This window comes from Mesorhizobium sp. P3_A8 (assembly GCF_056402995.1).
On sequence record NZ_JBFUGI010000003.1, the window covers coordinates 119,179 to 133,843 of the forward strand.

At 64.2% G+C, this 14,665-nt stretch carries 2 protein-coding genes; both read right to left on the reverse strand.

The window, feature by feature from the left end; genetic code table 11:
* Nucleotides 1-16: 16 nt before the first annotated feature.
* Entirely contained in the window at nt 17-6,646 is a 6,630-nt protein-coding gene (locus AC1DX4_RS08500) for an MBG domain-containing protein (RefSeq protein WP_477219896.1), read from the reverse strand.
* A 17-nt stretch (nt 6,647-6,663) separates the two neighbouring features.
* Nucleotides 6,664-14,658, reverse strand: a complete 7,995-nt coding sequence (locus AC1DX4_RS08505; RefSeq protein WP_477219897.1) for an MBG domain-containing protein — start codon at nt 14,656-14,658, stop codon at nt 6,664-6,666.
* Between the last annotated feature and the right edge of the window lie 7 nt (nt 14,659-14,665).

The window sequence follows — 14,665 nt, forward strand, 5'->3', positions numbered from 1 at the left end:
GCTGCCGAGCAGCTTCCTATTGCACCGACCCAGCGCTACAGACAGCCGCGATCTCGCCGATATTCTGGCAGAAGGCAGGGCTGTCGAGGCGCGGGTCCTCGACCAGCGTCTGCGTGTCGCCACCGGTTGGCTGGCCGGTGAAGAACACCTGGACAGGCTGCCCGCCGCCATGGCTGGCCGCACTGTAGGCGACGACGCTGGCGGTGTCGGCCGATGGCGCAACACCGCTTGGCTGCACCACCAGATCGGCGCCGATATAGGTCAGGTCGTAATTGGTCGATGCGGCAAGGCTGCCCTGCTCGATGGCGTAGCTGCCCGGCGCACTTGCCGTGGTGGCATCGGTCGAGAGCGAGCCGGCGAGCGTGTCGCTGCCAACCAGCCCGAGCCCGCCGACCGTGTAAGTGAGCGGCGGATTGGTTGAGCCCTGCAGCCGGCTTTGCGCATCGGCGACGACTGTGATCGCCCGCTTGCCGATGCTGAAGTCGGCGCCGGCATAGGTGATGTCGTAGTTCGCGTTGGCGGCGTTGGTGATGGAGCCCTGGCCGATCGCGTAGATCCCGAAATTCTCACCCGAAGCGCGATCGAGCGCGCCGACAAGGGCGGCACCAGTGCCAAGCCCCGATGTCGTGTAGCCAAGCGTCGGATCGGTATTGCCGTAAATTTTGCCCTGACCAGCATTGGCGGTCACCGTGACCGCCCGCTTGCCGATGGCGAAATTGGCGCCGACATAGGTGATGTCGTAGTTCGCGTTGACGGCATTGGTGATCGTGCCTTGCCCGATCGTATAGGCGCCGACAGTCTCGCCCGCGCCACGGTCGAGCGCGCCGACAAGGGCCGTGCCGCTGCCAAGGTCGGAGAAGGTATAGCCGAGCGATGGATCGGCATCGCCATAGGTCTTGCCTTGGCCGGCATTGGCCGTGACGGTGACCGCCCGTTTGCCGATCGCGAAATCCGCGCTGGCGAAGGTGATGTCATAGTTCGCGTTAGCGGCGTTGGTCAGTGAGCCCAGGCCAATAGCGTAAGTCCCGACATTCTCGCCGGCGGCACGGTCGAGGCTTCCGACCAACGCCACACCCGTGCCGAGATCCGAGTAGGTGTAGCCATAGGATGACGGGTCGCCATTGCCGTAGGTCTTGCCTTGGCCGGAATTGGCCGTGACCGTGACCGCCCGCCTGGCAATGGTGAAGTTCGAACCGACATAGGTGATGTCGTAGTTCGAGTTATCTGTATCGGTCAGCGTGCCCTGACCGATCGCATAGGTGCCGGCGTTCTCGCCACCGGCGCGATCCAATGCACCGACGAGAGCGGTGCCCGTGCCAAGATCCGAATAGCTATAGCCATAAGACGATGGATCGGCATTGCCATAGGTCTTGCCTTGCCCGGAGGTCGCGGTGACGGTGACCGCGCGCTTGCCGATGCTGAAGGTCGAATCGACATAGGCGATGTCGTAATTCGAGTTGTTGGCGTTGGTCAGCGAACCCTGGCCAAGGACATAGGCGCCGACATCCTCACCCGAGGCGCGATCGAGCGCACCGACCAGGGCCGCACCGCTGCCGAGGTCGGTGTAGCTGTAGACATAGGCTGACGGGTCGGCGTTGCCGTAGGTCTTGCCTTGCCCGGAGATCGCTGTGACGGTGACAGCGCGCTTGCCGATGCTGAAGTCCGACCCGGCAAAGGTGATGTCGTAGTTCGAATTGTCGGCATTCTTCAGCGAACCCTGGCCGATGGCGTAGGTGCCGACATCCTCGCCCGAAGCGCGATCGAGGGCGCCGACCAGCGCCGCGCCACTGCCGAGGTCGCTATAGCTGTAGCCAAGGGTCGGATCGGCGTTGCCATAGGTCTTGCCCTGGCCGGAATTGGCCGTGACGGTGACGGCACGCTTGCCGACGCTGAAATCCTTGCTGACGAAGCTGATGTCGTAGTTCGCATTGTCGGCATTCGTCAGCGAGCCCTGTCCGATCGCGTAGGTTCCGACATTCTCCCCTAAAGCGCGGTCGAGCGCACCGACAAGAGCAACACCCGTGCCGAGGTCTGAATAGCTGTAGCCATAGGACGATGGATCGGCATCGCCGTAGGTCTTGCCCAGGCCGGAATCGACCGTGACGGTGACGGCGCGCTTGCCGATGCTGAAATCCTTGCTGACGAAGGTGATGTCGTAGTTCGAATTGTCGGCATTCGTCAGCGTGCCCTGGCCGATGGCGTAGCTGCCGACAGTCTCACCAGAATCGCGGTCGAGCGCCCCGACGAGAGCGACACCCGTGCCGAGATCCGAGTAGGTGTAGCCATAAGACGACGGATCGGCATCGCCGTAAATCTTGCCCAGGCCCGAATTGGCCGTGACGGTGACCGCCCGCTTGCCGATGCTGAAATCGGCACCGACGAACGTTATGTCGTAATTGGAATTCGCAACATCGAGCGTGCCTTGCTCAATGGCGTAGGTGCCGGCATCCTCGCCCGCGACGCGGTCGAGGATGCCCGTCAGCGACAAGCCGCCGAGATTGGAAACGGAATAGGTATAGGCAGCCGGATCGGCATCGCCGTAGACCTTGCCCTGCCCCTGATCGACGGTGACGGTGATCGCTCGCTTGTCGATGGTGAAATTGGCGCCGACATAGGTGATGTCGTAGTTCGAATTGTTGGCGTTGGTCAGTGAGCCCTGGCCAATCGCATAGGCGCCGGCATTTTCGCCGGCGACACGGTCGAGCGAGCCCGCCAGAGCGACGCCATTGCCGAAGTCCGAAACCGTATAGGTGTAGGAGGTGGGATCATCGTCGCCATAGGTCTTGTGCTGATCAGGATCGGCCGTGACGGTGATCGCCCGCTTGGAGACGCTGAGCTGTCCTGCGCTGCTGAAGGCGAAGCCGTAGCCGTTGAGCGCGGTGAGAGTGCCGGCGCCGATGGTGATCGCATAAGGCCCGCCACCGACCTGCTCGTCGGCGGGCAGCGTGGCGGACGACAGCGACGGCGCGCCGGTGAATGTGTTGGCGGCGCTGTCGCCGAGATAGACATTGGCGACGCCCGCCTGGTAGCCAGACACAGAGTAGGCCAGCGCCGGCACCGTGGTATCGCCATAGGTCTTGGTGGTGTTGGTCGAGGTGAAGGTCAACGTCGGCTGGTAGGCGAAGACATAGCGGTTGCCGCTCGCGCTCACCGCGCCGCCGGCCGCTGTATTCCACACCGCCATGTTGCCGCTGTTGAGATTGCCGAATGTGTTGCCGGCCGGGTTTGCCGCATAGACCAGCCAGCGCCCGCTTGTGGCGGTGACGGCGTCGCTGCCGCGGTTGTTGACAAAACTGCCCATGGCCGACAGCACCGGATCGGTGCCGCTGACCTTGGCGCCGGCCGCGATCGTCAGGTTGCCCGTTGTTTGAAGCTTGACCTGTCCCGTCGTGGCAGCGCCCGCCGTGGCCACGCCGCGCGCGCTGGAGACGGTACCAACGGCAAGGCCGCCTTGGTCGTACAGACTGATCGACCCCGCATTGCCGGCGATCGTGCCGATCTGGTTGCCGCCATTGCCCAGGGCGAAGTCGCCAGAGCCGCCGAGTACAAGCGATGCCGCCGCCAGCCCGTTCGTCTGCGTGACCGTGCCATTCGACGACAGCGCCAGCGTGCCGGCGCCGATCGACACCACCTGGTCGATCGCGAAGGTGGTCGCCGCCGTCTCGATCTGCCAGTTGGCGAAGGACAGGCTGCCTACATAGGTCGAGCCGACCGTTGCCACAGCGGCGTCTTGCAGCGCGGAAAGAGACGTGATCGAGCTGTCCGCTTCATCGAGACGCCAATTGCCGTAGACGTTGAGGTTGGAGACATTGCCGCCCGACAGGCCAGTCCGGAACGTCACGCCGTTTTGAGCACCCGAGCTGTCATTCGGATCCGCATCGCGGACGGTGTAAGCCAGCACGCTGTCGTTGATCCAGCCCGTCGGTACGGCGATGTAGTAATAGCCGTTGACGCCAGTGGTGACCGTGCCGATATCGACACCGTTCGAGACACCGGTGACGAAACCCGGGTTCTTCACATAATAGGGCTGCTTCGTGCCGGAGGAGAGCGGGGTGACGCCACTGTCCTTGTAGGCAATGCCGGAAATCGCCTGGACCCCGTTCGGATAAAAACTCTTCAGATAGGGATAGAGCCCCCCGGTTCCGCCACCGAAGGCCGCGCTCAGGCTGGTGGCGGCGCCGCTCTGCAACTGCGCCGTGGTCAGGCCGGTGCTGGTGACGCCGGCGGTGCCGTTGCCAGCCACACCCGTGGTCGTTCCGGACGTGGTGGTGTCGAAATAGACGTTCGTCACCGTGCCCCAGGAAAAGCCGACGCTGCCGCCAATGCCGGTGGCGCCTGATGTTCCATTCACGGCGCCAGTGGAATAGCCGTCGCTGATGGCACCATTGTTGAACCCTACCAGGCCACCCACGCTGTCGCCACCGAGGACGCTCCCCAAGGCATAGACCTGGCTGATCGTGCCGGTGGGAGAGTTGTAGCCGGCGATGCCGCCGACGGCGTTGGCATCGCGCGATTGCACCGCCACCGTCGAGAACGACCGGGTGATGGTGCCGTCATTCTGGCCGACCAGGCCGCCCGAATTGCTGACGCCTTGGAGATAGCCGCTGGCCCAGACGCCGGAGATCGTGCCCTTGTTCCAACCGGCGATCGCCCCCGTTTCATAGGAACCGCTGGTGTAGCTGTCGACCAGGCCAACGTTGCGCACCACGCCGGCGGTGCCGACATAGCCGAACAGGCCGACATAATTGGCCGGGATTTGCCTGACCCAGATCTGGTTGATGATGTGGCCGAGACCGTCGAAGGTGCCGTTGAAACCGTTGCCGCTGTTCTGGATGTTGGTGTTGCCATCCGTGCCGAGCGCCGTGAAACCGAGCAGGTTGTTCCAGGAATAGGTGGAGCTGGCCTCGATGTCGTTGGCGAGCGCATAGCGGCCGTTCAGGCCGCTGTTGATCTGTTGCAACTGGTTGACGTCGTAGATCAGCGTATAGCCCTGCCCGTTGATCGACAGCGCCTGCGCCCCTTGCGTGCCCGTGAAAGTGATCTCCGCGCCGAGCGCATAGGAGATCGCACCGCCGCTGCCGCCATTGTTGGTGACCAACGAAATGCCGCCGACGCCGCCGATCGTGGCCCCGGCGTTGAAGATGATCGAATGATAAGCGCTGAGCGTCAGCGTGTTGGCGCTCCAGCTGATCGGCGCGGCGATGGTGATGTCGCCGGCCTGCGCGCCACCGCTGCCGGTCGAAATGGTGACATTGGCCAGCGCCAGCTGGTTCTGCAGCGTGGTGACGTTGATGACGCTGTCATTGGAACTGGCAGTGAAACCGCCGGTATCGGCACCATTCGAGATGGTGACGTTGTAGGGGTCAAGCAGAAGATCGCCGGTATCGCCGAAGCGGGCGCGCAAGTCGACCTCACCAGTGTAATCGAGGCGCTGCTTGCCGGAGACTTCGGTGAAGCCGCCATTACCGCCATCGGCCCCACCTTGTGCCGAGATCTTGCCGGCGAACTTGGTCTGCTCATCGGACCAGACGATGACCGTGCCGCCATTGCCGCTGCCGGTCGCATCGGCATTGATTGTGGTGGCCGCATCGATCTCGGTCGTCGCCGCGCGTTGCAGCGTGCCGGAGCCCTGCTTGTCACCGCCGATCTTGACCGTACCGCCGCCGTCCTTGCCCGAGGCGTCGACGACGGCATGTCTAAGCTTCAGCTTCCTGCCGGTGACCGTGACCTTGCCGCCCTTGCCGCCTGCCTTGGCCGAAGCGTCGAGCCTGCCGGAGATCTCGACCGAGCCGTCGTCGCCGCCCAGCACAATGGCGCCGGACTTGCCGGAGACAGTGTGCGCCTCGACAACGCCTGACATGTTGACGGCCTGGCGTGCGGCATCGCGCACCGCCGCTGCCTTGAGTTCGATCGTCCCACCATCGGCGCTGATCAGACCGGAATTGCTGACCAGCGCGTTGCTGCCATCCGCCTTGGTCGGCACCGAAACCTGCAAAAAGCCGTCGCCGGAGAGATCGAGCGTTGCCTTCTTGCCCGAGCCCAGCCCAACCTTGCCGAGCGGCACGCTGATCGAACCGGCATTGTCGACACTGCCGCCGATCAGAGCGGCATAGCCGCCACGGCCGATGCTGATCGAGCCCTGGTTGGAGACGGCTGACGAAGCACCCTTGCCCTCGAACTCCAGCTTGCCGGCCTTGAAATCCTCGTCGCTGATGTCGAGCGAAGACGCGACAAAACCGGCGGCGCTGACCTTGCCGGTTTTGGAGATGGCGATGCCGTTGGGGTTGACTAGAAAGACCTGGCCATTGGCGTTGAGCTGACCTGATATGGTCGATTTGGTGCCGCCGGTGACGCGGTTGAGCATCGTCGAGGTCGAGGTCGGCTGGTCGATGTTGACGGTCGCCCCCGCGCCGATCGAAAAGCTGTGCCAGTTGACGATGGCCGAGTTTGTCGACTGCTTGATGTTCAGTTGCGAGGACGACGGGTTGGAGATGGTGACGCCGCCGGAGGCAACACTGCCGCCGGTCGGCAACTCCTGTGCCCGCGCCGATGTGAAACCGACCAGCGCCGTCGACGCCAGCAGCAGCGCCATCAACGGCGCGCTGGTGCGGTTGAGGCGGTACGGAAAAAGAATCTGGCGCTGCATGGTTCCGCCCCGTATCGCTATTGGACCGCTGCGACCGAACAGACGGAAGCGGTCTCAGCCATGCCCTGGCAGAAGGCGAAGCCGCCAAGCCGGGGATCCTCGACCAGCGTCTGCGCATCGCCATCCACCGGCTGGCCGGTGAAAAAAACCGGAGCCGGAGCGCCGGCGCCATATGCATAGGCGTTGTAAGCCACCGTGCTGGCCGCGTCCGGTGCCGGGACTGTGTTGGGCGGCGAGACAACCAGATCGACGCCGACATAGGTCAGCTCGTAATTGACAGAGGCGCCGAGGCTTCCCTGTTCGATCGCGTAGCTGCCCGGTGCGCTGGCCGACGTCGCAGCGGTTGAGAGCGCGCCGATGAGCGTGTCGCTGCCGACCAATCCCAGGCCACCGATCGTGTAGGTGAGCGGCGGGTTGGGCATGCCTTGCGGCCGGCTTTGCGCATCGGCCACGACCGTGATGGCGCGTTTGCCGATGGTGAAATCCGCGCTGACATAGGTGATGTCGTAGTTCGAGTTTGCCGCATTGGTCAGCGTGCCCTGGCCGATTTCATAGCTGCCTGCATTCTCACCGGCGGCCCTGTCCAGCGCGCCGACCAGGGCGACGCCATTGCCAAGATAGGAATAGCTGTAGCCATAGGACGACGGATCGGCGTCGCCGTAGGTCTTGCCCTGGCCGGCATTCGCCGTGACCGTCACCGCTCGCTTGGCGATGGCAAAGTCGGCCCCGGCATAGCTGATGTCGTAATTTGAATTGGCCTCGTTGGTGATACCGCCCTGCCCAATGGCATAGTTGCCGACCGTCTCCCCGGCAGCGCGGTCGAGAGCGCCAACCAGCGCCACGCCGGTGCCGAGGCTGGTGAACGTATAGCTGTACGAGGACGGATCGATATCGCCATAGGTCTTGCCCTGGCTGGCATTCGCCGTGACCGTCACCGACCGCTTGGCGATGCTGAAGTCGGCATCGACATAGCTGATGTCGTAGTTCGAATTGGCGGCATCGGTAAGCGTGCCGCGTCCGATCGCATAGTTGCCGACATTCTCGCCGGAGGCGCGGTCGAGCGCACCAACCAGATCGATGCCGCTGCCGAGATCCGAATGGGTGTAGCCATAGGACTGCGGATCGGCGTCGCCATAGGTTTTGCCCTGGCCGGCGCTCGCCGTCACCGTGACGGCGCGCTTGGCAATGGTGAAGTCGGCGCCGACATAGGTGATGTCGTAGTTGGCATTCGCGGTCGCGAGACTGCCCTGAACGATGGAATAGGTTCCAGCGCCCTCGCCCGCCTCGCGGTCAAGAGAGCCCACCAGGCCTACACCGTTGCCGAGATCGGAGACGGTGTAGCCGTAGGACAGGGGATCGCTGTCGCCGTAAGTCTTGCCCTGGCCGGCATCGGCCGTGACCGTGATGGCGCGTTTGCCGATGCTGAAATCCGAGCCGACATAGCTGATGTCGTAGTTGGAGTTGTTGGCAGCGGTCAGTGTGCCTTGCCCGATCGCATAGGTGCCGACAGCCTCGCCCGAAGCGCGGTCGAGCGCGCCGACCAGCGCCACACCAGTGCCAAGGTCCGAATAGGCATAGTCGTACGATGACGGATCGGCATTGCCGTAGGTCTTGCCCTGGCCAGCGGTCGCCGTGACAGTGACGGCCCGCTTGCCGATGCTGAAGCTGTCGCCGACATAGGTGATGTCGTAGTTCGAATTGGCGGCACTGGTCAGCGAACCCTGGCCGATGGCGTAGCTGCCGACATCCTCGCCCGAAGCGCGGTCGAGAGAACCGACCAGTGCGACACCCGTGCCGAGGTCTGAATAGGTATAGAGGTAGGATGACGGGTCGGCATCGCCGTAGGTTTTCCCTTGGCCAGCGGTCACAGTGACCGTGATAGCCCGCTTGCCGATGCTGAAGTCGTTACTGGCAAAGCTGATGTCGTAGTTCGAATTGGCGGCATTGGTCAGCGAACCCTGGCCGATGGCGTAGCTGCCGACATCCTCGCCCGAAGCGCGGTCGAGGGAGCCAACCAGGGCCGCGCCTGTGCCGAGATCCGAATAGGTGTAGCCGTAGGATGACGGATCGGCATCGCCGTACGTCTTGCCTTGGCCGGCGGTCGCCGTGACCGTGACAGCCCGCTTGCCAATGGTGAAATCGTTGCTGACGAAACTGATGTCGTAATTCGCATTGGCGGCGTTGGTCAGCGTGCCCTGGCCGATCGAATAGGTGCCGACGTCCTCGCCGGCGTCGCGGTCGAGCGAGCCGACAAGTGCCGTACCGCTGCCGAGATCGGAGTAGGCGTAGCCATAGGACGATGGATCGGCATTGCCGTAGGTCTTGCCCTGCCCGGAATTCGCAGTGACGGTGACCATCCGCTTGGCAACGGAAAGCAGACCACTGCTGCCGAAGGCAACGGCGTAGCCGTTCAGCCCAGCGACGTTGGCGGCATCGATAGTGATCGTATAGGTCCCGGCTCCGAGCGGCTGGGTGGCAAGCGTAGCGGGGGCATAGAGCGTCGGCGCGCCGGTGAAGGCGGTGGAGGCACTGTCGCCGAGATAGGCGTTGGCCACCCCTGCCTGATAGCCCGAGACCGAATAGGTCAGCGTCGGCATGGCGTCGCCGTAAACCTTCGACGCATTGTCGGAAGTGAAGGTCAGCGTCGGCTGGTAGGCGAAGACATAGCGATTGCCCGTCGCACTTACGGCGCCGCCGGCAGCCGTATTCCAGATCGCCGTGTTACCGCTGTCGAGGTTGCCGAATGTGTTGCCGGTCGGACCTGCGGCATAGACAAGCCAGCGGCCGGTTCCGGAGACCGAAACCGCGTCGCTGCCACGGTTGTTGACGAAGGCGCCGCCAGCCGAGAGCACGACATTGGCGTTGCTGCCCGCGGTGACTTTGGCCGTGGATGCGACCGTCAGCTTGCCTGGGGTCTTGACCGTGACCGCGCCACTCGCGGTCACGCCGTTGACACCTGCGACGGTTCCAACCGTCAGGTCGCTGTTGTCGGTGACGCTGACTGTTCCGGTCGAGGCCGCCAGAGTGCCGATCGCATTGCCGGCATTGTTGAGCGCATAGTTGCCGCCGCTGCCCAGCAGGAGAAGGCTGCCCGCTCCTATCGAGGCCGTCTGGGTCACCGCTCCCGTCGAGGACAGCACGAGCGTGCCCGACACATAGGCGGCCTGGTCGATGGCGAAAGTCGCTCCCGACGGGTCGAGCTCCATATTGGCCAGCCCGCCGATCAGGCTGAAGGCCGTGGCATTGCTGCCGACCGCCGTCGCGCGCGCGCCGTTGAGCGCCGACAATGTCGCCGCGGACCCTTGCTGCTTGAGATAGGCGCCGTAGATCGACAGGCCGCTTATGTTTCCGGTGGCGTTCTGCTGGAAGGTGGCGCCGGCCGAGGGTCCGCTCGACGTCACCAGCACCTGGCTGCCGCCCGCGGCGATCGTGCCGTTGGGCAGCAGGAAATAATAATAGCCGTTGGCGCCGGTCGAGCCGACCGCCGAGGCCGGCATCATCGAGCCGTTGACCAGAATGTTGGTAGCGACGCCGGCAAGCGGTGTCGTGCCACGATCGCTGTAGGCCGTCCCGGTCGCCACCTGCGGTGTCGTCGGATAAAGCCATTTGAAGTAAGGCAGGCTGGTGTTGGCAACGAGCCCCCAGGTCGACGACGAGAAGCCGGTCTGCAGCGCCGCCATCAATTGCGCCGTCGTCTTGCCGGTGGCGCTCGCGCTTGCGCCTGTGGTGATGCCTGCACCGATGCCGGACAGGCCCGATCCCGCTGTATCGGTGTCCCAGTAGGATGCCTTGACCGTCGCCGGTTTGTTGTTGCCCGACGTGTCGGCCATGTTGTTGCCGACCAGTCCGCCGACATTGGTCGTGCCGCTGACAAAGCCGATCGAATAGGAGCTCTGTATGCGGCCAAAAAGGGAGACACCGCCGGAATAGACCGAGCCGTTGAGACCGACGAGGCCGCCGACATTGCTGGTGCCATAGACGGCGCCGGTCGCGTAGGTACCGTTCGTGCCGGCGATCGCGCCGACGATGCTGAGATTGCGTCCGACAAGGCCGCCGACCTGGTCCGTACCGCGCACCACGCCAGTGGCGAAAGAGGTATCGATGTAGCCGCCGGCATCGTTGTTGCCAACCAGACCGCCGACAGCGGTGACTCCGGTCACCGCCCCGGTCGCATAGGCTTGCGTGGCGCTGAAGGTGGAGAGGCCGATCAGCCCGCCGACATTGTTGCGTCCGGTGACGGCACCGGTTGCATAGACAGTGTCGGTCGGACCGCTGCCGACCTGGCCGGAGGCCTGCCCGAACAGGCCGCCGACATTGTCGCCGGTCGCCGTAACGGTCCCGGTCGCATAGGAGGTATTGTAGAAGCCGGCCAGGACATAGCCGAACAGGCCGCCGACATTGTTGCGGCCGCTGACCGCCCCTGTTGCCGAAGCGGCAACATTGGTGCTGACAGCCTCCACCCAGCCGCTGCTGGAATTGTTATAGCCGGCGAGCCCGCCGACATAATCACGGCCACTGACCGCGCCGCTTGCCGAGATGTCGTTGACGTAACCGGCTTCGATCGAGCCGGCGAGCCCGCCGACATAGTCGCGTCCGTTGACTGTCGTCGAAGCGGAGGCGTTCATGAGATAGAACGGATAGTAGGTGCTTCCGTCGCTGGCATAGCCGTGATTGCCGCCGAGAAGCGCGCCGACATGGTCGCGCCCGGTGATCGAGCCGCCAGCCAGTTTGACGTTCTGGATGGTCGCGGCGTTGGCATAGCCGAAAAGGCCGACATAGTCGGTCGTCGGCCGGTTGATGAACAGGTTGGAGATGGTGAGGCCCTTGCCGTCGAACGTACCGGTGAAGGCATGCTCATTGGTGGTGCCGAACGGCAGATTGGAATTGGCCGGAAACCCGGTGCCGGCATCCAGCGCGCTGCCGATCGGCACGAAGCCGGCGGCGCCCCATACGCCCTGACCGCCTGCCGTCGTGCTGGCATCGATATCGTTGCCGAGCGTGTATTTGCCGTTGAGATTGAGCGCCATCAATTGCAGCTGGTGTGCATTGGTGATGGTGGTCGAATATTCCGACAACAGCATCGGCCGCGTGCCGCCGGCAGCACCTCCGGCATTGTTGAGCGTCGAGTCGGCATCGACGATCACCCAGCCGGCGCCACCGCCCGTGGTGCCGAAGGTCCAGCCGGTGAAGCTCGACGCTGTCAGGAAGTCGCTGGTGTGCAGCCCCGTTCCGCCGGTGGCGGTGTTGGGGCCCCAGCCGGCGGCGGCAGTGGCACCGGTGGTGTCGAGGTCGAAATAGGAGGAGGCAATGCTGCCGCTGTTGTAGCCGACGATGCCGCCGGGGTTGCCGCCGGTCAACGCACCGGTGGCATAGGAGTTGGTGACCGTGGTCGTCGCGTCCAGGGAGGCACCAACGAGACCGCCGACATAACCCTGGCTCGCGTTGACCGCGCCGGTTGCGTAGGAGGTGCCGATGCTGGCCGTGCCTTTGGTGGAGCCGACGAGGCCGCCGGCCTGGCTGGGGCCACTGGCGGTCACAATGCCCGAGGCATAGGAGGCCGTGATGGCGGCGCTGTCGAGATTGCCGACCAGGCCACCCGCCTTGGACGGGCTGCCCGCCGTCACCGTTCCGGTGGCGAAAGATCGGGTGATCGACCCGCCACCACCGGCGTCGCCGACCAGGCCGCCGCCGCTGCTCTGCCCGCCAACGATCACCGCGCCGCTGGCTGAAGATCCGGTGATGGTGCCCGCGAAAAGATTACCGACAAGCCCTCCAGCAATGTCGAAATTCGTCGCCTGCACCGAAGCCGTGGAAATGGCGTTGCTGATCGCGCCGCTGCTGAAGCCGACGAGGCCGCCGACGGAGCGGTAATAGTCGGCAGTCGTCTTAACTGTGCCGGAGACGGTAACGGCGCTGACCGTTCCCTCGTTCGTTCCGGCGAGTCCGCCGATGGCAGCACTGCTGGCGGAGCCGGTCGTTCCCGTGATGGCGACATTGGCCAGGTTGAGGTTGCGCACGGTGGCGCCGGAAGCGATGTCACCGAACAGACCGACGTTGGCGTCGGGCGATGTTATGGTCAGGTTGGAGATGGTGTTGCCGAGGCCGTCGAAAGTACCATTCAGCGTATCGACGGCAGCCGAGGTGAGGGTCGTTCCGGTCGCATCGATGCCGCGGCCGAGCGCGTAGTTGGCGCCGCTGTTGTTCTTGATGTTGCGCAAATCGTTGAGCGTGTTGACCAGCATCGCCGCGTTGAGCGTGCCGCCGCCGGCGATGTTGCCGGAATAATTCTCGGTCGGATTGGCGTAACTCGTCGCATTGACGCCGCTTCCGGCCGGATTGACGGTCGGGTTGTAGTAAATCGAGACGGTCCCAGATGTGCTCGCCTTGATCGCGCTGCTGGCAAAGCTCACCGTGCCAGTCCCGGTGCCCGAGCTGTCGGCGCGGAGATTGATCGCACCGCCTCCGGAGCTCGTCAGGCTCGCATTGACCACAATATTTCGATTGGCGTTGAGCGTAAGCGAATTGCCGCTCGCCCATGTCACGGCATTGGCGACCGTGATGTCGCCGGTCTGGCTGCCGGCGGTGCCGGTCGTGAGCGTGACATTGGCATTGGCGAGCGCGCTTTGCAGCGTCGAAACGCGCAGGATCGAGTTGTTGCCGCTGGCGGTGTAGGTCCCCCCTGATCCGGAAGCAGCAGGGGATCCTGTCGTTGTCTGGATCGTCAGATTGTAGGGATCAAGCAGCAGGTACCCCGTATCGCCGAACCGGGCGCTCAGATCGACATTGCCGTCGAAATCGAGGACGCCATGGCTCGACACCTCGGTGGACCCGCCATTGCCGCCCTGCTCGCCGCCGCGCGCCGAGATCATGCCCTCGAAGCCCGTCACCGCATCGGACCAGACAATGACGGTGCCGCCATCGCCGTTACCCGTCGCATCGGCCTTGATCGTGGTCGCCGCGTCGATCTCGGTGGTGTCGGCGTGCTGGAGCGTGCCTGAGCCCCGATAGTCGCCGCCGATCTTCACCGTGCCGCCGCCATCCTTGCCCGAGGCATCGACCTTGGCTGCCTTGAGCTTCAGTTTGCGGCCGGTGACCGTGACCTTGCCGCCCTTGCCGCCGGCTTTGGCCGAGGCATCGAGCGTGCCGGTGATTTCGACGGACCCCTCATCGCCGCCGAGCACGATGGCGCCGGATTGGCCGGACACGGTGCGGGCCTCGATGACACCGGACATGTTGACGGCCTGGCGTGCGGCATCGCGCACCGCAGCCACCTTGAGCTCGACTGTCCCGCCATCAGCGCTGATCAAGCCGGAATTGCTGACCAGCGCGTTGCTCCCATCCGCCTTGGTCGGCACCGAAACCTGCAAAAAGCCGTCGCCGGAAAGGTCGAGCGTCGCCTTCTCGCCCGACCCCAGCCCGACCTTGCCCAAGGGCACGCTGATCGAGCCGGCATTGTCGACGCTGCCGCCGATCAGAGCCGCATAACCGCCACGGCCGATCGAGACGGAGCCTTCGTTTGAAACAGCCGCCGAGGCGCCTTTGCCCTGGAACGTGAGCTTCCCTGCCTTGAAGTCGTCATCGCTGATATCGAGCGAGGAGCCGACGAAACCGGCGGCACTGACCTTGCCGGTCTTGGAGATGGCGATGCCATTGGGGTTGACGAGGAAGACCTGGCCATTTGCGTTGAGCTGGCCGGCAATTGTCGATTTGGTGCCGCCAGTGACGCGGTTGAGCATCGTCGAGGTTGATGTCGGCTGGTCGATGTTGACGGTCGCCCCAGCACCGATCGAAAAACTCTGCCAGTTGACGATGGCCGAGTTTGTCGACTGCTTGATGTCCAACTGCGAGGACGACGGGTTCGAGATGGTGACGCCGCCGGAGGCGACGCTGCCGCCGGTCGGCAGTTGCTGCGCCCGCGCCGAGGTGAAACCGACAAGCGCGGTCGAGGCCAGCAACAGCGCCATCAGCGGCGCGCTGGTGCGGTTGCGGCGGTATGGTGGGTGGCTTCGCATGCTCACG

Coding starts and splice junctions, on each gene's coding strand:
- AC1DX4_RS08505 (WP_477219897.1), bottom strand. CDS start 14,658: ATGCGAAGCCACCCACCATACCGCCGCAACCGCACCAGCGCGCCGCTG.
- AC1DX4_RS08500 (WP_477219896.1), bottom strand. CDS start 6,646: ATGCAGCGCCAGATTCTTTTTCCGTACCGCCTCAACCGCACCAGCGCG.